This is a genomic window from Aeromonas sp. 600282 (genome assembly GCF_049175755.1).
Taxonomy (GTDB): domain Bacteria; phylum Pseudomonadota; class Gammaproteobacteria; order Enterobacterales; family Aeromonadaceae; genus Aeromonas; species Aeromonas veronii_A.
In genome coordinates this window covers 144,308-163,301 of the sequence record NZ_JAAKVR010000010.1, presented here as the reverse complement: position 1 = coordinate 163,301, position 18,994 = coordinate 144,308, and the positions used below count along the sequence as shown (strand labels likewise).

The 18,994-nt window shown below is 60.7% G+C and carries 19 protein-coding genes; 14 read left to right on the top strand and 5 right to left on the bottom strand.

What is annotated here, in order from left to right:
• Positions 1 to 83 precede the first annotated feature (83 nt).
• Positions 84 to 677, bottom strand: coding sequence for a TetR/AcrR family transcriptional regulator (locus G5137_RS11655; protein ID WP_151286109.1), 594 nt, complete (start codon positions 675 to 677; stop codon positions 84 to 86).
• Positions 678 to 784: 107 nt separating this feature from the next.
• On the opposite strand from G5137_RS11655, the gene G5137_RS11650 reads away from it, so the two are divergent.
• A complete protein-coding gene (locus G5137_RS11650; protein WP_266134322.1) occupies positions 785 to 1,708 on the top strand; it encodes an ABC transporter six-transmembrane domain-containing protein in 924 nt (307 codons plus the stop codon).
• Positions 1,709 to 1,736: 28 nt separating this feature from the next.
• Positions 1,737 to 3,125, top strand: coding sequence for an NAD(P)/FAD-dependent oxidoreductase (locus tag G5137_RS11645; protein ID WP_421255406.1), 1,389 nt, complete (start codon positions 1,737 to 1,739; stop codon positions 3,123 to 3,125).
• A gap of 39 nt (positions 3,126 to 3,164) precedes the next feature.
• On the opposite strand, the gene G5137_RS11640 is transcribed toward G5137_RS11645, so the two are convergent.
• On the bottom strand, positions 3,165 to 3,812 hold the full coding sequence (locus G5137_RS11640; RefSeq protein ID WP_421255405.1) for a class I SAM-dependent methyltransferase: 648 nt from the start codon (positions 3,810 to 3,812) through the stop codon (positions 3,165 to 3,167).
• A gap of 144 nt (positions 3,813 to 3,956) precedes the next feature.
• On the opposite strand from G5137_RS11640, the gene G5137_RS11635 reads away from it, so the two are divergent.
• From G5137_RS11635 to G5137_RS11605, 7 genes are all read left to right on the top strand, one after another.
• Positions 3,957 to 4,631 carry a thermostable hemolysin gene (locus G5137_RS11635; RefSeq protein ID WP_421255404.1) on the top strand — a complete coding sequence of 225 codons (675 nt, stop codon included), beginning with the start codon at positions 3,957 to 3,959 and terminating at the stop codon, positions 4,629 to 4,631.
• The gene (locus tag G5137_RS11630) at positions 4,628 to 6,094 is read left to right on the top strand and encodes an AMP-dependent synthetase/ligase (protein ID WP_421205157.1); all 1,467 of its coding nucleotides are present in this window, start codon (positions 4,628 to 4,630) and stop codon (positions 6,092 to 6,094) included. Before G5137_RS11635 ends, G5137_RS11630 begins: the two co-directional genes overlap by 4 nt.
• Positions 6,091 to 6,744: a TenA family transcriptional regulator gene (locus tag G5137_RS11625; protein ID WP_005362310.1), complete on the top strand. Its 654-nt coding sequence runs from the start codon at positions 6,091 to 6,093 to the stop codon at positions 6,742 to 6,744. The genes G5137_RS11630 and G5137_RS11625 overlap by 4 nt, the downstream gene beginning before the upstream one ends.
• 34 nt (positions 6,745 to 6,778) lie before the next feature.
• On the top strand, positions 6,779 to 7,648 hold the full coding sequence (locus G5137_RS11620; RefSeq protein WP_270817691.1) for an SDR family oxidoreductase: 870 nt from the start codon (positions 6,779 to 6,781) through the stop codon (positions 7,646 to 7,648).
• Position 7,649: 1 nt separating this feature from the next.
• Positions 7,650 to 8,282 (top strand): tetratricopeptide repeat protein, encoded by a 633-nt coding sequence (locus G5137_RS11615; protein WP_421202795.1) that lies wholly within the window; start codon positions 7,650 to 7,652, stop codon positions 8,280 to 8,282.
• 130 nt (positions 8,283 to 8,412) lie between these two features.
• The gene (locus G5137_RS11610) at positions 8,413 to 9,099 is read left to right on the top strand and encodes a response regulator (RefSeq protein ID WP_236325156.1); all 687 of its coding nucleotides are present in this window, start codon (positions 8,413 to 8,415) and stop codon (positions 9,097 to 9,099) included.
• Complete coding sequence (locus tag G5137_RS11605; RefSeq protein ID WP_421205154.1) at positions 9,096 to 10,532, top strand: ATP-binding protein; 1,437 nt, start codon at positions 9,096 to 9,098, stop codon at positions 10,530 to 10,532. Before G5137_RS11610 ends, G5137_RS11605 begins: the two co-directional genes overlap by 4 nt.
• A 38-nt stretch (positions 10,533 to 10,570) precedes the next feature.
• Here G5137_RS11605 and G5137_RS11600 read toward each other — a convergent pair whose 3' ends face one another.
• Entirely contained in the window at positions 10,571 to 11,065 is a 495-nt protein-coding gene (locus G5137_RS11600; protein ID WP_021229763.1) for an ATP-dependent zinc protease, read from the bottom strand.
• Positions 11,066 to 11,446: 381 nt separating this feature from the next.
• Between G5137_RS11600 and G5137_RS11595 the strand changes: the two genes are divergently transcribed.
• From G5137_RS11595 to G5137_RS11575, 5 genes are all read left to right on the top strand, one after another.
• A complete protein-coding gene (locus G5137_RS11595; protein WP_005348017.1) occupies positions 11,447 to 12,490 on the top strand; it encodes a GMP reductase in 1,044 nt (347 codons plus the stop codon).
• Positions 12,491 to 12,586: 96 nt separating this feature from the next.
• On the top strand, positions 12,587 to 13,795 hold the full coding sequence (gene earP / locus G5137_RS11590; RefSeq protein WP_421202797.1) for an elongation factor P maturation arginine rhamnosyltransferase EarP: 1,209 nt from the start codon (positions 12,587 to 12,589) through the stop codon (positions 13,793 to 13,795).
• Between the two features lie 45 nt (positions 13,796 to 13,840).
• The gene (gene efp, locus G5137_RS11585; protein ID WP_005362323.1) at positions 13,841 to 14,407 is read left to right on the top strand and encodes an elongation factor P; all 567 of its coding nucleotides are present in this window, start codon (positions 13,841 to 13,843) and stop codon (positions 14,405 to 14,407) included.
• A 134-nt stretch (positions 14,408 to 14,541) separates the two neighbouring features.
• Positions 14,542 to 15,306 (top strand): DUF3530 family protein, encoded by a 765-nt coding sequence (locus tag G5137_RS11580; protein ID WP_164536241.1) that lies wholly within the window; start codon positions 14,542 to 14,544, stop codon positions 15,304 to 15,306.
• A gap of 144 nt (positions 15,307 to 15,450) precedes the next feature.
• Positions 15,451 to 16,407: a D-2-hydroxyacid dehydrogenase gene (locus tag G5137_RS11575; protein ID WP_164536240.1), complete on the top strand. Its 957-nt coding sequence runs from the start codon at positions 15,451 to 15,453 to the stop codon at positions 16,405 to 16,407.
• A gap of 96 nt (positions 16,408 to 16,503) precedes the next feature.
• Here G5137_RS11575 and G5137_RS11570 read toward each other — a convergent pair whose 3' ends face one another.
• Both G5137_RS11570 and G5137_RS11565 read right to left on the bottom strand, forming a co-directional pair.
• On the bottom strand, positions 16,504 to 16,986 hold the full coding sequence (locus tag G5137_RS11570) for a YMGG-like glycine zipper-containing protein (protein ID WP_164536239.1): 483 nt from the start codon (positions 16,984 to 16,986) through the stop codon (positions 16,504 to 16,506).
• Positions 16,987 to 17,233: 247 nt separating this feature from the next.
• Entirely contained in the window at positions 17,234 to 18,769 is a 1,536-nt protein-coding gene (locus G5137_RS11565) for a sensor domain-containing diguanylate cyclase (RefSeq protein WP_216978190.1), read from the bottom strand.
• Between the last annotated feature and the right edge of the window lie 225 nt (positions 18,770 to 18,994).

The following is an 18,994-nucleotide window of genomic DNA, read 5'->3' as shown; positions in this document are numbered from 1 at the left end:
CCCGATGCGGTACATAGGGGGTTCTGAGTAGAGAAATGCTAGTTGAAAATGTGTAAACCTATTTCAGGACTAGATATGCGCCGCTATGAGTGGGCCGGGGGCAAGACCAGCTGATTCACCACCAGCATGATCTCTTGATAAGTGGCCTCGACCGTCTCGGGGGTCGGCTCCAGAATGAGGTCATCGGCATAGCCGTTGATGAGCGAGGTGATCTGGCGCGCCAGTCGCCGGGCATCGCCCGCCACAAACTCGCCGCTGTCGATCCCCTTTTGCAGGATCTGCTCCAGCACCTCGCGCCACGCCAGAATGATTTTGCGGTAGCTCTCGGCAAACACAGGGTCGCGCAGTGACTCGTTCCAGGCATCCAGATAGATGGCCCAGGAGGCATCCTGACTGGTCGGCAGGTTGTCCCGCACAAAGAGCGGCAACGCTTCGCGGGCTGGCAGCGGCAACAGCCACTCCCGCTGCTCGGCGATCTCCTGACTGGTGAAACGCTCCACGGCGCAGAGGCAGAGCTCCTTCCAATCCTTGAAGTAGTGGTAGACGTGACTGCGCGCCAGACCGGTGCGCTCGGCAATATCACGGGTTGACGATGCCGCCATCCCCTTCTCTCGAAACAGGGCCAGTACGGCCTCGATGATCATCTCTTTGCGCTGTTCTGCTGATGGGCGTGCCATCTGACCTCCTGCGATATCCATCGATCTGCTTGACTTTGAGCACTCGCTCAAACAAACTTTGAGCACTCGCTCAAACTTAGCGTTTCCGACATCTTAGGAGATAACCCATGACAACACCAACCACTTCGGCAGCCAGTTGCGACGAGCAGGCCACGCCGTTGCCACACTCGGCCGGTCGTTCGCTGGGGGCGATTGCACGGGCCAATCCCCTCAAGCTGGCGGGCACCTTCTCGCTGGTGGCCCTCGAAAACATCCTGCTGGTGGTCTATCCCCTGTTCGCCGGCTTTGCCATCGACGCCATCGTCAAGGGCCAGTGGTGGCAGGCTTCAAGCTACGCCCTGATCGTGCTGCTGTTCTGGCTCATCGGCGCCCTGCGCCGAGCGGTCGACACCCGCACCTTTACCCATATCTATGCGGCACTGGCGGTGCCGGTGATCCTGACCCAGCGCCAGCAGCAGGAGGGGCAATCCACCATAGTGGCGCGGGTCACCCTGGCGCGGGAGTTTGTCGACTTCTTCGAGAAACATATCCCGATCCTGGCCACCAGCCTGATCTCCATCGTCGGGGCGGCCGTGATGCTGATGGTGATCGAGTTCTGGGTCGGCATCGCTTGCATGGGGGTATTGCTGCTGTTCGGCCTGCTGCTGCCCGGCTTTTCGCGCAAGAACCAGCTGCTGCACGAGCGGCTCAACGATCGGCTGGAACACGAGGTCAAACTGGTCACCCATGCCCAATCAGCCAGCCTCGCCCGCCACTACCGCGCGCTGGCCTGGATCCGCATCCGGATTTCGGATCGGGAGGCACTCGCCTTTCTGGCGGTCGGCATCAGCGCCTCCCTGCTGTTCCTGCTGGCCATCACCATGCTGATGGCCCAGCCCCAGGTCTCGGCAGGCCATGTCTATGCTGTGATGACCTACCTCTGGAACTTTGTCACCAGCCTGGATGAGGGGCCCGGCCTTGCCGATCAGCTGGCCCGGCTGAGAGACATAGGTCGCCGGGTCAACACCGCCCAACCCGATGAAATGATTTGATATTTTGTATCTGCAACCGGAGTAGAAGATGAATCCGACCACCCTTTGCCAACGAGCGTTGACCATGTGCATCAGCTGTTTCTTCCTCGCCGCCTGCGGCCCCAAGATGAGCGACTTTGAGCCCAACACCAGCTACTGGTTCAAGGAGAAACCGGCAGAGGAGAGTGCCCCGCTGGCGCAAGACCTGAAGGTCGATATCGCCATCATAGGTGGCGGCTACAGCGGCCTCTCCAGCGCCTGGCATCTGGCCAAGGCCAACCCGTCGCTCAAGATCGCCATCTTCGAGGCCAAGCAGGTGGGCAGTGGTGCCTCGGGCCGCAACGGCGGCATGGTATTGCCGGGCTCCGAGGTGATGGATCTCTACGAGGAGGGGGAGGCGAGCAAGCGCCACTACGATCTCACCGTCGCCAGCATGCGCAAGCTGCAGGCGCTGGTCGCCTCAACCGGCGTCGAGGCCGACCTCAAGCTCGATGGCTATGTGGAGGCAATCCTCGATGAGGAGGATATCGCCGAGTACCGCGACTATGTGAAAACCGCCAATCGCCTCGGCATCCCGCTCCAGTACTGGAACGCCGATACCACCGAAGAGAAGCTCGGCACCGACCGCTACGCGGGGGCGGTCTACGACCCCAATGGCGGTCAGGTACACGCCATGAAGCTGGTCAATGCCCTGCGCAAGGCGGTGGAGCAGGCGGGCGTCACCATCTACGAGCAGAGCCCGGTAATGGGGATCAAGGAGGGCAAGCAGATCGAGCTCAATGTAGCCGACAAGTACAAGGTGACCGCCGACAGCATAGTGCTGGCGACCAACGGCTATACCTCAAAACTTGGCTACTTCAGCGGCCGGGTCTTTCCGGTGCACGCCCAGAGCGCCGTCACCGAGCCGCTTACCAAAAAACAGCTGGCCGCCATCCAATGGCAGAGTCGGGTGCCCTACTACGACACCCGCAACATCCTGTTCCATCTGGTGTTGACCCCGGATAACCGCATCGTCATCGGTGGCGGCAATGCCGAGTACGTCTTCAACGACGGCCTCAACTACAAGGGCGATCTTAACCGGGTCAGCGAAATGATGATGACCGAGCTGGTGACCCTCTATCCGGCCCTCAAGGGGATCAAATTTGAACAGGTGTGGGACGGGGTTCTCGGCATGACCGGCGACAACACCGAAGCGGTGGGGGTAATGGGGGATCACAACAACATCTACTACGCCCTCGGCTACAACGGCCACGGCATCAATCTCTCCTTCCTGTTTGGCGACATCCTGGCCAGCCTCTATCAGGGCAAGGAGCATCCCTGGTTCAACCACGCCGAGCAGACCCTGCCGATGTGGCTACCGCCAGAGCCGTTCAAGTCAATCGGCGTCAAATCTGCCCTGATGTACTACCAGTGGCAGGACAGGGGCTACAAGGAGTAGCGCCGGGCGAACCCGACGAGTAACAGACGAAGGCACGCCTCAGGGCGTGCCTTTCTGCAACACCGCCACATCGGCGTGGGGGAAGCTGAGTTCGGCCTGCCAGCTGGCGGCCAGCACCTGAAACGATGCCTCGGCAAAGAAGACGATGTGGGTCGGGTCGTGGCGATAGCGCCAGTTTTTAAACCGCTCGTCACTGAGCACCCGCTGAGTCTGCAACACCAGCACACCGCCCGGCTTGAGGCAATCCCACAACTGCACCAGCACCGTGCGCGGCTCGGCAATATGCTCGATTACCTCGGTACTGGTGATGAAGTCATACTGACGCGTCAGCAACTCGGGAAAGTCGGCATAGAACTTGTCATACCCCGCCATCTGGTAACCCGCCTCACGCCCCATCGCCACCAGCGCAGGGCCGGGACCGCAGCCAAAATCGAGACCACTGGCAGGTAGCGGCACCCGCGCCAGCACTTCGCCAAAAGCCCGCATCAAAAAAGTGCGATAACGGGGATCATCTACCCGATTGTCGTGACCGTCATAGACCGCCTTCTCCGCCGCCTCATCCAGATGATCCGCCTCATCCAGCCAGACCAGCTCGCACGCGAGGCAGCGATGATAGCGCTTGCCAGCCACCGGCAGGGGATAACTGCGATGGCTGGCACACAGGGGGCAGCTGACGGTGGATGACATGACGGTTCCTCTTGGGGGCTTCCTGTTGGATAACAGCGGCGCAGATTGCCTGCCCGCTGGCTCGCTGACAACTTTTTTTGCTCCTTAAGGGTTTCTTAAGTTTGCCCTTTTACTCTCAAACCATCGCAAGAGAAGGAGTCACCCATGACCATCGAGATCCAGGCCCCCTACCGATTGCTGCTAGCCAAGTCCCCGCAGCAGGTCATGGCGCTGCAAACCTATATCCAGGCCGCCTACACCCTCGAGTTCAACGCCCGCATCCCCCATTTTCTCCCCTGCCTGCTGGGGCTCTATCGGGCGGATGGGACGCTGGTCGGCGCCTGTGGTCTCAATCATGCCAGTGAGGGGCCTCTCTATCTGGAACAGTATCTGGAGCAACCCATCGAGGCCGCCATCAATACCCGCCTCGGGGTCTATCCGGCACGCAACCGCATTATCGAAGTGGGCAATCTGGCCTGCAGCGAACCGGGCAATGCCCGCCTGATGTTTGCGGCCCTGTGTCGTCTGCTATGTGAAAACGCCCTCGACTACGTGGTCTTTACCGGCACTGCCAAGCTGCGCAACAGCTTTGCCCGCCTGCAACTCAATCCGGTGGAGCTGGCCCCCGCACAGGCCCATCAGGTGGGGGCCGACGCCGACGCCTGGGGTGAGTACTACCGTTGCCAACCCAAGGTGATGGTGGGCGACATCAATCAGGGGCGCGAAGTGCTCGCCCAGAGCAGCCTGCTGCTCAATCTGCTGGCCCCCATGCCAACCCTGTTTGACGAGACCAGCAAGAGCAGTGATAACCAGACCCATCAAAAAAGGTGCGCCCAATGAGCCTGTTCGACGCCATCGCCAAACATGCCCACGAGGATCCGCAATCCCCAGCGCTGCTGAGCAGCCAGCAGCGGCTCGACTACCAGACCCTGTGGCAGCAGATCCAGCGTCTTACAAGCCAGCTGCAACAGCTCGACATCAGCCGTCTGGCGCTGCAACTGGACAACGGCCTGCCCTGGGCGCTGCTGGATCTCGCCTGCACCCGCGCTGGTATCGTGGTCATTCCGGTGCCCCACTTCTTCAGTCAGGCCCAGCAGGCCTGGTTGCTGGAGAGCAGCGGCGCCGATGCGCTGGTGGGCCCACATCATCAGGGGTGGCATGCCGCCGAGCCGATCTCGCTGATCACCGGCGAGCTGCCGCTCTGGCGCCATACCCCGACCAATCGACCGGCGCTGCCCAAGGGCACCGCCAAGATCACCTACACCTCCGGCACCACGGGCCAGCCCAAGGGTGTCTGCCTGTCACTGACCCAGATGATGGCGGTGAGCCATGCGCTGGCCGAGCGAGTCGCGTCAGCCAAGGTGGAAAAACACCTGACCCTGCTGCCGCTGGCGACCCTGCTTGAGAACATCACCGGCCTTTATGTGCCGCTGCTGACCGGCGCCTGCAGCCGCATACCGTCCCTCGGGGAGCTCGGTTTCACCGGCTCCAGTTCGCTCAATCCAGCCATGCTGGGGGAGGCGCTGCTGCGCTGGTCGACCCACAGTCTGGTGCTGGTGCCCGAACTGCTGCGCCTGCTGCTGGCGCTCTGCACCAGCACCCCGACGCTGGCCCAGCAGCTCAAGAGCCTGCGCTTTATTGCCGTCGGTGGCGGCAAGGTGGCTCCCGACCTGATCAAACATGCCCGCCAGCTCGGCCTGCCGGTGTATGAGGGATATGGCCTCTCGGAGTGCGGCTCCGTGGTGGCGCTCAACAGCCTGGATGCTGACAAGCCCGGCAGCGTCGGCTGCCCCCTGCCCCACTGTCAGGTCACTATCGCCAGCGACGGCGAAATTATGGTGAGCGGCAGCGCCATGCTGGGCTATCTCGGCAGCAACGAACCGACTCCCGAACAGATTGCCACCGGCGATCTGGGTCATCTGGATGATGAGGGCTACCTCCATATCACCGGGCGCAAGAAGAATGTCCAGATCACCGCCTTTGGCCGCAACTTCTCACCAGAGTGGGTGGAGGCCGAGGCCCAGCTCTGCCCCGCCATCGCCCGCATCGTGGTCTTTGGCGACGGTCAGCCTGCCAACGTGGCGCTGATCCAGCCCTTGCCGGGGAAAGAGGCGGATCTGCCCCGCCAGATCGCCGGTCTGAACCAGCGACTGCCCGATTATGCCCGGCTGCACCACTGGTTACCGGTGGCACTGGATCAACATCCCGGCCTGCTGACCGCCAACGGGCGCCCACGTCGCAACGAGATTTACCAACACTTTTTCCGGCAAATCAGCCAATGCCTTACAGGAGAATCGTCATGAGCTTCTATCAGACTCTGCAACAAGCCACTGCCAGTGAGCGTGAACATCTGTTCAACGCCCCCATCATCGAAGCCTGCCGCCGTGGCGATATCAGCCGTGACACCTATCTCGCCTTTCTGGCGCAGGCTTACTACCACGTGCGCCACACAGTTCCGCTGCTGATGGCAACCGGCGGCAAGCTGGGTCAGGAGTACGAGTGGGTGCGCGGGGCCATTGCCGAGTACATCGACGAGGAGTATGGCCATCAGGAGTGGATCCTCAACGATATCCGCGCCTGTGGCGGTGATGCCGAGGCGGTGCGCCACGGCCAGCCCGGGCTGCCCATCGAGCTGATGGTCGCCTTCCTCTACGACCAGATCCAGCGCGGCAACCCCATGGGCTTCTTCGGCATGGTGCAGGTACTGGAAGGCACCAGCGTCGCCATCGCCCTCACCGTCGCCGACCAGCTGAAAAAGGGCCTCGGCCTGCCACCCCAGGCGATGAGTTACCTGAGCTCCCACGGCGCCCTGGATCAGGAGCACCTCAAATTCTTTGAATCCTTGATGGATCGGGTCGAGAGTCCGGCGGATCAGGCCGCCATCATCCACGGGGCCAAGGTGGTCTACCGCCTCTATGGCGAGATGCTCTACAACCTCACCGCCACACCGTAAGTCGGCAGCAGACAGCAAAAAGGGAATCCATACCATGAACCTTGAAGGGAAACTCGTGCTGCTCACCGGCGCCAGCGGTGGCATAGGTGAAGAGCTGGCGCAGGAGCTGGCGGCCCAGGGGGCACACCTGCTGCTGCACGGTCGTCGCGGCCCGGCACTGGAGCGGCTGTGCAAGTCACTGCCCCATCCCGAGCGCCATCAGGTGGTGCTCGCCGACCTCGGCTCTGCGCAGGAGCGGGCCAAGCTGTTGCAACACCCGGCGCTGGAGGACGGGATCGACATCCTGATCAACAACGCTGGCTGCAACCAGTTTGCCTGGCTGGAAGATCAGAGCTTCGAGCAGGTGGAGCGCCAACTGCTGCTCAATATCGAGGCGCCCATCCAGCTCACCCGTGCCCTGCTGCCAACCATGCGCAAGCCGGGGATCATCATGAACATGGGCTCGAGCCTGGGCAGCATCGGCTACCCCGGTTACAGCGTCTACTGCGCCAGCAAATTTGCCCTGCGCGGCTTTAGCGAAGCGCTGGGACGAGAGCTGGAGGGGAGTGGCATCAAGGTGCTGCATTTTGCCCCCCGTGCCACCCGCACCAAACTCAATTCCGAAGCGGCTTACGAGATGAATGCAGCGCTCGGCACCCAGACCGACAGCCCGCAGGAGGTGGCCGAAGAGGCGGTCATCGCCCTGTGCAACGAAACCCGCCGCAGCTGGCTCGGCTGGCCGGAAAAACTGTTCGTGCGGCTCAATGCCCTGCTGCCCGGCATCGTCGACAAGGCGCTGGCCAGACAGCTACCGATCATCAAACGTTATGCCCGTCATCTTCAGCCAGGGACGACTGATGCCGGCGCCAACAGTGCGCCACAACCAGACTTGTCCCGCCCGATCCCGACCAAGAAGGAGCATTAATATGAACTTTTTCCGTCAATCAGTGACCTCTTGTGCCATCGCCATCCTGCTGGGGTCCTCCTCGGTCATGGCCGCGGGTGATGCCCTCGTCCCCATCCAGCAACAGTGGGCCGTCTGCCAGTATCAACAGACCGGCAAGGCGAAAGAGAGCTGCCTCGAAACCCTGAGCACCCAGGCCGAAGCGGCCAGCGCCAAGGAGCCTTTTCGCGCCGATCTGCTGATCTGGTCGGCCATCGTCAAGAGCACCTGGGCGGGGGCCAAAGGGGGGCTGGGGGCACTGGGTCTGGTGAAAGAGGCCAAAGCCAAGCTGGAGCTGGCACTCAAACAGGATCCCAAGGCGCTGGACGGCTCCGCCTATACCAGCCTGGGCTCCCTCTACTATCAGGTGCCCGGCTGGCCGGTCGGTTTTGGCGATGACGAAAAGGCAGAGCAGCTGCTCAAGCAGGCGCTGGCCATCAATCCGGATGGCATCGACCCCAACTTCTTCTATGGCGACTTCCTGCTGGATCAGGGTCGCAAAGCCGAGGCCAAAACCTATCTCGACAAGGCGCTGGTCGCCCCAGCCCGCCCGGGTCGCGAAGTGGCCGACGAAGGGCGCAGAATGGAGATCCGCGATCGGCTGGCCAAGCTATAAAACCCTGATGGATCAAAGAACTATTTAAACTCTGCCCACCAGCTTGCATACTGGTGGGCAGGGTTGTTTATGCCACGGCACGCCCTGGCGCTGAGCCAGATCGCCACACCCAACAAACAGGGAGAAAAGAATGCGGATCCTGCTGGTGGAAGATGATGTGATGCTGGGGGATGGTATGCAGGATGCACTGCGCCATAGCGGCTACACGGTGGACTGGCTGCAACAGGGGTTGCCCGCTCTGGCAGCCCTCAAGAGCGACGAGTTCGCCGCCCTGATCCTCGATCTCAATCTGCCCGACATCGATGGCCTCAGCCTGCTGCGCAAGTTGCGACGTGAAGGACACCAGCTGCCTGTGCTGATCCTCACCGCCCGCGATGCGCTGGACGATCGGGTGGTCGGCCTCGATGCCGGCTCCGACGACTACATGGTCAAGCCCTTCGCCCTGCAGGAGCTCAACGCCCGCCTGCGCGCCCTGGTTCGCCGCAGCAAGGGGCAGGCTCAAGCAGTGCTGGAGTATGGCGATATCCTTATCTATCCCGAATCCCAGCAGGTCACCTATCAGGGGGAGGTGGTCAAACTCACCCCCCACGAATACAAGTTGCTGCAGGAGCTGATCAGCCAGAGCGGCCGGGTGCTGAGCAAGGATCAGCTGCAACAGAGCCTATACGGCTGGGATGAAGGCGCCGAGAGCAACGCGGTAGAGGTGCATATCCACCATCTGCGCAAGAAGTTCTACAGCGACCTCATCCGCAATATTCGCGGGGTCGGCTACATCATTCCCCAGCTTGAACAGCCAAGCCGGACACCCGCACGATGAAACGTCCGCGCTCCATTCGCCGCTTTCTACTCACCGGTATCCTGACGCTGGTGAGCCTGAGTCTCACCATCAGTGCCTTTATCGGTTACATGGAGGCGAGCCACGAGATGGAGGAGCTGTTTGATGCCCGCCTCGCCCAGTCGGCCCGCATCACCAATCAGCTGCTGGCCCGCTATATGGCCCAGCAGGGGCAGTTGCCCGCCAACGGCACCGTCTATCAGGAGTGGGAGGCACAGAACCCCGATGAGTGGCAAAAAGACCCCAGCCTCAACCTGACCGGCGAGGATCGGGAGATCACCCCCTACGGCCACGAGTTCGAACGCAATCTCTACTTCCAGCTGCTCGATGAAAAAGGCGGCCTGCTACTGCGCGCCCCCAGCGCCCCGGAGCAGCCGCTGGTCACCCTGGCCATCGGCTTCGACACGGTCGAAAAAGATAATCACCAGTGGCGCACCTTCACTCTCTACAACCAGCAGGAGCAGACCTGGCTGGTGGTGGCCGAGCGGGACGACGAGCGCAGCGAACTGGCCAGCAAGATGGCCACCCTCACCATGCTGCCGCTGCTGCTGACCCTGCCCTTCCTGCTGGCCCTGCTCTGGTGGCTCATCACCCGCGGGCTAGCCCCCCTTCGTCAGCTGGCCCAGGCCATCAGCGAACGTCACCCCGCCAACCTGAGCCCCCTCAGCCTCAAGATAAGCGCGCAGGAGCTGACCCCCCTCACCAACGAGATCAACCGGCTGATGCAGGCGCTGGCTGAGACCATAGAGCGGGAGAAGCAGTTCACCAACGAGGCGGCCCACGAGCTGCGCACCCCGCTGGCGGTGCTGCGGATCCACAGTGAAAATGCCCTGGCTGCCGAAGATGAAGTGGGCCGCCAGCAATCCCTGCACAAGATGCTGCAGGCCCTCGACCGCAGCGATCGGCTGATCCGCCAACTGCTGACCCAGGCCCGTATCGACAACCAGCAGGGGCTGATATTAACCGAACTGGAGGTGGGCCACCTGCTGCAAGGCACCCTGGCGACGCTGGCTCCCATCGCCCTCAAAAAAGATCAGCAGCTGTCGCTGGAGTGTGAATTGCCACTGCTGGTGATGGGGCAGGCCACCCTGCTTGAACTGCTGTTCAGCAACCTGATCGACAATGCGCTGCGCTACACCCAGCCGGAGGGCGAGATCAGGGTGCGGGTTCAGCGAGAGGGCAACCGGGTGAGGGTGGATGTAAGTGACAACGGCCCCGGCATTCCCGCCAGCGCCTTGCCCCGGCTGTATGAACGCTTCTTTCGGGTCAATCCCCAGCAGGGGGATGGCGTGGGTCTCGGCATGGCCATCGTTTCGCGCATCGCCCAGCTGCACGGCGCCGACCTCGATGTCCACAACCGACCGGAAGGGGGACTGGAGGTGAGCGTGTTACTCCCGCTCCCGCCGGCAAGATAAGCGATAAGTAAAGAGCCCGCGATGCGGGCTCTTTACTTTCAATGACAATCTGGCTGCACGGTAAAGGTTCGACTGGCATCCACCGGGCCCAGCTCGGCCAGCAGGCGGCGGCCCAGCAGCACCGGATAGATCATCTTGCTGCGATCCCGCAGGGTAAACCACTCCTCATACACCTTGTCCCCCAGACAGATGGACATGGTCACCGTTGGCCGCTGCTCCATACCGCCCGCCCCGCGCACCGTCACGCTGCGCTCGACCCTCCGTTCGAACTGTTGTTTGACCAGTTTGCCGCTGTCGGCATCGGTCACCACCAGCATAAAGCGCACCCAGGGCTTGCCGTCCCGTTTGAATCTGGTGATGGAGCGTGCATCGAGGGAAGAGGTGAGCGCCCCGGTGTCGAGTTTCATCTTTACCGCCACGCCGGTGGGCAAAATAAGTCCCTTCTCGATCCAGCCATAGCTGGTCGGGGTCTCTGCCAGCGCACTGCCACACAGTGCCAGCATCAGGGTGATCCCCACCATCATCTTGCCCATTTTACTGCCCTGCCTTGTCAACCCTGCGCCCAGATCTACCACAGTCCCATTGTGGGTCAATCCGATTTATTTCAGCTACTTGGATAATATCTGGCGGGTCAGGAGAGAGACGACAAAGAGTGGCCGAACGGCGGCCCAAGCGGGCGGGAATATCGAAGGAGAGCAAGGCACCGAACGGTGCTGGATGAAACTGGTGGTTAACCTCAGGTTGTGACGCCAAAGGCTACCACAAGGATTTACAAATTATCAGTCTTGTTCTGAAGGGATTTTTGCCTACACTGTTGTAAACCGGAGGGCCTGAAAACCACCGGTTTTTTTGCGCCTGCCGAAAATTTGCCACTGCAAAAGTGACTTTCAACAAGGCTCAATAAGGAATTTGTAATGCGTATCGAAGAAGACTTGAAGCTCGGTTTCAAGGATGTCCTGTTCCGCCCCAAGCGCTCTACTCTCAAGAGCCGTTCCCAAGTAAGCCTGACCCGTCAGTTCACCTTCAAACACACTCAGACCCAATGGCAAGGCGTACCCGTTATCGCCGCCAACATGGATACCGTTGGCAGCTTCGCCATGGCGCGCACGCTGGCCGGTTTCGAGATGATGACAGCGGTACACAAGCACTACAGCCTTGAGCAGTGGCAAGCTTTCGTCAACGAGACCGACCCGGCGCTGCTGGGCCATGTGATGGTCTCCACCGGCACCTCGGCTGAAGATTTCGCCAAGACCCGCCAAATCCTCGCCATGTCCGAAGCGCTGCGCTTCATCTGTGTCGACGTGGCCAACGGCTACTCCGAACACTTCGTTGAGTTCGTACGCAAAATTCGTGAAGCCTGCCCCAACCACGTCATTCTGGCGGGCAACGTGGTGACCGGCGAGATGGTCGAAGAGCTGATCCTCTCCGGCGCCGACATCGTCAAGGTTGGCATCGGCCCGGGCTCTGTCTGCACCACTCGCGTCAAGACCGGTGTCGGTTATCCGCAGCTCTCCGCCATCATCGAGTGTGCAGATGCGGCCCACGGCCTCGGCGGCCAGATCGTCGGTGACGGCGGCTGTACCTGCCCGGGCGACGTCGCCAAAGCGTTCGGCGGCGGCGCCGACTTCGTCATGCTGGGCGGCATGCTGGCAGCCCACGAGGAGTGCGGTGGCGAGATCGTCGATGTAGACGGCGAACCCTTCATGAAGTTCTACGGCATGAGCTCCTCCAGCGCCATGGACAAGCACGCCGGCGGCGTCGCCGAGTACCGCGCCTCCGAGGGTAAAACCGTGCTGCTGCCCTACCGCGGCCCGGTCGAGAACGCCGTGCGCGACATTCTGGGCGGCGTGCGCTCCACCTGTACCTACGTGGGCGCCAGCCAGCTGAAAGAGCTGACAAAACGGACTACCTTTATCCGGGTGCGTGAGCAAGAGAACAACGTCTACGGCAAAGAGTAACCAGCCACAGACCGCCGTCACGCGCTGACGGTTAGAAGCCAGTCAACCGGTGTGCTATCCTGCGCACCGGTTTTTTTGCATCCGGGATCCCGAGCCATGACAACTCCCCTGCCCCCGTTTGACTGGGACATCTTCTGCTGCGTCGTCGACAACTTCGGCGACATCGGCGTCACCTGGCGACTAGCCCGCCAGCTAAAACGGGAGGGGAATATTGCGGCACATGGCAATGAGGTTCAGGTGCGGCTCTGGGTGGATGACCTGGCAAGTTTCGCCCGCATCTGTCCAGGTCTCGACCCGGCGCAGGATGGCCAGTGGGTCGATGGCATCTATATCCAGCACTGGCATGAGACCCTGCCGAGCGACATGACCCCGGCCAAGGTGGTGATCGAGGCCTTTGCCTGCGAGCTGCCCGCCCCCTTCATTGAACGAATGGCCGAACTGATGGCGAGCCAACCCAAGCCCCCCTGCTGGATTAATCTGGAGTACCTCTCGGCGGAGAGCTGGGTCGAGGATTGCCACGGTCTCGCCTCGCCCCAGCGGGTTGGCAATCAAAGCCTCAATAAATACTTCTTCTTCCCGGGCTTTACCGCTAAAACCGGCGGCCTTTTGTGCGAACGCGACCTCATCACCGAACGGGAACAGTGGCAGCAAGATGAGGCGGGACTTACCGCCTACTGGGCCAGCCTCGGTTTGCCGCCAAAACAAGAGCACGAGCTGCGGGTCAGCCTCTTTACCTACGAGAGCGATGCGCTGAAGAGTCTGGTCGAGAGCTGGTGCCAGAGCGCCACGCCCGTCACCCTGCTGCTGCCGCTGGGGCGCTCTCTCAACGATGTGCTCACCGGTGCCGGTCTGACTGATGCCATCCCTGCAGCCAACGCGGGGGACCTACTCCACTCGGGCAACCTCACCATCAAGCTGCTGCCGATGACCGATCAGGCTGGCTACGATCGACTGCTGTGGAGCTGCGATCTCAATCTGGTGCGCGGGGAGGACTCCTTCGTGCGGGCCCAGTGGGCGGCTCGTCCTTTCCTCTGGCACATCTACCAACAGGAGGAGGAGGCCCATCTGGTCAAGCTGGAGCAGTTCCTTGACCACTACTTATCCGATCTACCCGCCGAGTGCGGCCAATGGCTGCGCCGCTTTAATCTGGCTCTCAACCGTGGTGAAGATTGCCGCGAACTTTGGACCCAATGGCCACGATATAGCGCCATTTGGCAGCAACATGGGCGAAGCTGGTCACAGAAGTTGCTCCGGGATGGGGATCTCGTCACACGGTTGGTGAAATTTTTAGAAAGCCGTATATAATCTGGCAGTTTTTATCCGTCCGTTTCACGAACAGGAATTTTTTACATGAAAACCGCACAGGAAATCCGCGCTGGTAACGTAGTCATGATCGGCACCGAGCCGATGGTGGTTCAGAAGGCTGAATTCAACAAATCCGGCCGTAACTCCGCCGTGGTCAAAATGAAGCTGAAGGGCCTGCTGAACGGCAGCGCTACCGAGACCGTCTTCAAGGCCGACGACAAGCTGGACGTTGTTCAGCTGGAACGTAAAGAGTGCACCTACTCCTACTTCTCCGACCCCCTGTATGTCTTTATGGACACCGAGTACAACCAGTACGACGTAGAGAAAGACAACCTGGGTGACGTGCTGAACTACCTGGTAGACGGCATGGAAGACATCTGCGAAGTGACTTTCTACAACGAGAAAGCCATCTCCGTAGAACTGCCGACCACCATCGTGCGTGAAGTTGAGTACACCGAGCCGGCTGCCCGTGGCGACACCTCCGGTAAAGTGACCAAGCCTGCCCGTCTGAAAGGCACTACCTACGAGCTGGCTGTTGCCGCTTTCGTAGAGATCGGTGACAAGATCGAAATCGATACCCGCACCGGCGAATTCAAGCGTCGCGTCAACTAATTGACCGCTTTGAATTGATTACAAAAAAGCGAGCCACCGGCTCGCTTTTTTATTGCCTCCGAGTTGCCATCACACCGCCCGCCTTCAGAAAATCCCGCCGCCGCCGCTAACCCAGATAACCGGGGGAGCACACTATGGCCAGATTATCCTTATCACTGCTGTTATTGACCTTGCTGGCTGGCCATGGGGCAGAGGCGAGCGAGGTCGCCCCCCCCGTTGCCGAACCTATGCCCCTCGACCACTGGCAAGCCAGCGACTGGAAAGGGTTGCCCGATGCTACCCAGATCGACAAGCAGACGGTGCTGTTCGCCAAACACGACAGTGAAAACTATCTGGGGCTCGCCATTTTACTGCCCGACTGGCAGCGCAGCGGCCAACTCTGGCAACTGACTCGCGCTCTCAGCCGGCTGGGCTTTGATACCCTGCTGCTGCTGCCCTCCCCCCAGCAGACCGAACTGGACCCAGCCGCCGAGAAAAAAGCGAAAAACAGCGATGAGTTTCGCAAGCAGTTTGCCGAGCGGATCAGCAAGCTGGCCGATGCCAAGCTGCAGGAGGGGGGCTTCAAGCTGATCCTGGCGCAAGGTACCGGCGCCGCCTGGACTGCCAATCTCATCGCCAGCGAACAGTTGCCCGCCCCCGACGCGCTGGTGCTGCTCGATGGCTTCTTCCCCAATCAGCAGAGCAACCAGACCCTGGCCAAACAGGTGGCTCAGGCGGCCATCCCCACCCTGGACCTCTATCAGGAGGATGGCGGTCGCTGGCCACTGCTGGCCGCCGAGGCCCGCAAAAGCGAGAGCCGGCGCAGCAACAAGCTCAACTATCGCCCCTACGCCCTGATGGAGCTGGAGGAGACCCCCACCCGCATTCAGGGCTGGCTCAACCATCTGGGCTGGCTCTAAACCGGCCGCTAGCGTGGCGCAATAAAGCGCGCAAGCTCACATCTGCCGGATAAAGCCCAGCCATGACACAGCGGCGAGCTGGCAATGACTGTATCCTGTTTGGCATCATGATCCCTCGACACCGGAAAAATGGCAGGAAGGACCATGCAGCAAATCGTATTTCTCGACAGCGATACCCTGGATGCGGGCATCACCCTGCGTCATCCCGACTTCCCCCACCACTGGCAGAGTTATCCCAGCACGGCCCCGGAACAGGTAGTCGAGCGGCTGAAAGATGCCAGTATTGCCATCATCAACAAAGTACGGATCGGCGCCGCCGAGCTGGCCCAGCTACCGGAGCTCAAACTCATCGCGCTCGCCGCCACCGGCAGCGACAACGTGGATCTGGAGGCGTGCCACGCCGCCAACGTCGGGGTGTGCAATATCCGCAACTATTCGGGCCCCTCGGTGCCGGAGCACGCCATGGCGCTGATGCTGGCACTGTCGCGCAACCTCTTCTGCTGGCGCCAGTCGCTGCTGGAGGGGCGCTGGCAACAGAGCGGCCAGTTCTGCTTTTTCGACCACAACATCATGGATCTGCACGGCAAGCAGCTTGGCATCATCGGCAAAGGAACGCTCGGTCAGGCGCTCGGCGAGCGGGCCAAGGGGATGGGGATGACAGTGCGTTACGCCCAGAGCCAGGTCGGCACCAGCCACGACGAGGATCGCCTCCCCCTCGACGAGTTGCTGCAAAGCTCGGACGTCATCAGCCTGCACTGCCCGCTCACCCCCTACACCCGCAACCTCATTGGCGAGCGGGAGCTGGATCTGATGAAACCGGGAGCCCTGCTGATCAACGTCGGCCGTGGCGGACTGGTGGATGAGGAGGCGCTGCTGCAAGCGCTGGCCAATGGCCGCCTCGGCGGTGCCGGTTTCGATGTAGCGAGCGTCGAACCTCCGCCTCCCGACCATCCCCTGATGAAGGCGCTGCAATACCCTCACTTCATTCTGACCCCCCATGTGGCCTGGGCCAGCGAGGAGTCTATGCAGCGTCTCGCCGATCAGCTGATCGACAACATCAACGCCTTTGCCGCCGGTCGCCGTCAGCACCGGCTGGTGTAACCGCACAAGCGAGTAACCGCAAAATCGAGTGACCACACCATGCAAAACGGGACCAACAGGCCTCGTTTTGCATCTTCCGCACTCACTGCACACGCATCAATTGTCGTCGTGCCATCTGTGCTTCTTATGCTTTTTGTACTTCTTGTGGTGCTTGTGATGGTGATGATCATCGTCATCATCGTAATAGCGCTCCTGACTCTGGTGGCCATCGCCAGTCTTGGCACCGATGGCCGAGCCACTCGCCCCACCAACCCCGGCGCCGATCAGCTGGCCGGTATCACCACCGACACTCTTTCCGATGGCGGCACCGCCCAGCGCCCCCACCGCGCCGCCAAGGGCCGCTTCATTCTTGTTGCCCTTGTTGGCCGTCGCCGCACCACCGGCTGCGCCGCCAATGGCCGCACCTACCAGCGCACCGGTATCTCCCCCCAACTCCTTGCCGATCATGGTGCCCGCCACCCCGCCTGCGCCACCACCGAGAATGGTGTTGAGAGTTTCCGAACCGTGGGCCGCAGTGCTGCCCAGCAATGACGCCCCCAACAGAGCCAGAGCACCGATGCCACGCGTACTCATATCCATGGATACTCCTGTCAAACCTGATTAATAATCAGCAGCACTATACAAAGAGCTATCAGGTTCGCCAGCCAGCAGAAAACAGGGATGCGACAGTCAATGGCAGTACAGTCACAGCCAACACAGGAAGAGTAGAATCAACCTATTGAATTAAAACGTGAAAATTAACATTGAACCAGACAGTCACGACAAAGTGACCGATAACCTGGCAGCCGCGTCCTGTCGAATAGTCAGCGCGCTGGGACAAAAGCTGTCAGTCAAGGGCCCCTGCCACCCCTTCAGCCAGATGCCAGCAGTTCCGGCCAGCCTCCTTGCTGCGGTAGAGGGCAGCATCAGCCCGCTCGAAGATAGGGCCGGCGGCAGGAGAATGGCAGGCGCCGCCGGCACTCAGGGTGATCGGCCCATGGTGTTCACGCCACTGTTGCTGACGCACCAGTTCAAGCAGACAACCGAGTTTCTCCGCCAACTCATCCTGTGGCTGTTGCAGCAGAGCGGCAAATTCATCCCCACCTATCCGGTAAACCGTACTCACCCCCAGCACATCAGCAAGACAGTTGGCCACCCGACACAGCACCTGATCGCCGAAGGCATGGCCCTGGCTGTCGTTGATCCCCTTGAAGTGATCGACATCAAACAGCAGCAGCCAGAAGCACGCCCCCCTCTGCTCCAGTGCCGCCTTGTGCTGCTCGAAGGCTCGTCGGTTCATGATACCGGTCAGGGGATCCCGCAACAGCGCATCCTGCCCCTTGAGAAAACTGGCCCTGACCTGATCGATCTCGTTCAGGCTACGCCGCACGAACCAGGTCTTGGGCTCACTGACAGGCGCTGAACGCTCCAGATCGCGCACGATGCCGGTCAATGAGCCCGACACCAGCTCCTGCTCCTGGCGGAAGATCCGCACCAGCAGACTCAGGCTGCAACACCAGATGGCAAACAGAGAGAGCAGTGGAAAAACCACCATCTGCAACGCATCGTAGAGGCTGTCACGAAACAGTACTGGCGGCAGATAGATGTTGAGATCCCAACCAATATCCGCCAGCTCGCGCTTGATATACGTCCCATGCCACAGCACATCCAGGCCGAGCCACTGCTGATTCTGATGCTGCTTGATGGTGTTGGCCGCCAGCAGATCCATATTGCTGCCTACTACCAGCTGATCAGTGTCACGCAAGGTCAGATAGAGTGCCGCCTGATTACTACCAACCGTGCGCTGCAGCGCCTGCTGCAGCGAGTCGAATGACATGTCAACCATCAGCAGACCCAGCAACTGCCCCTGCTCATCCCTCACCCGTTTGATCAGGCTGAGAATCAGCTCCTGAGTATTGTATTCAGGGTAGGGGCCAAACCAGACGGGCTCGTCGCCCGGCATGGCGGTCACCTGATACCAGGGGCGCAGCGCTGCCTTATAACCTGGGGGCGCGAGCCACTCCGGGTAACTGTCGATGCGATCCGCTTTCAGGTTGTAAAAGTAGATATAGTGGTTGCCGGGCTTGATCTGATGGGCAATAGCCCAGATGGGAGAGTCGGCCGGCTCGCCGCGGGCTATCTTCTCCTTGTCTAGGGAGCCCTCCAGCACTGCCAGTTGCCGCTCATTGACCTTCACCATCTCGTGGATCAAGGACGCCTCAACGGAGGAAGCCATGTGACCGAAGCCGGATACCGTCATGTCGATATCCCGCAGATAGCTGGCAATGGCCATGATGATCGTCACGATCAGGATCAACAAGCCAAGCAGTGCGGAGAGGGGGGCCAGCACATAGTAACGCTTGTTGAGATACGAGCGGCTCACATGACATCCGAACAGGGGAAAACATAGCGGGATTGTGCGAGAGAAAGGAGAGTGAATCATTGATTAATATCACTTCAACGCCCCTTTAATGACATTTCCAATACTAACAAAACATCAAGGTTCGCAAACGAATATCAACTGACAGGAAAAACGCTAGTTACCCCGGGTTAACCCCGCTCTGCATTGCGGGTGTTATAGTCTATACCTGACGCGGCCGGCGCTGGA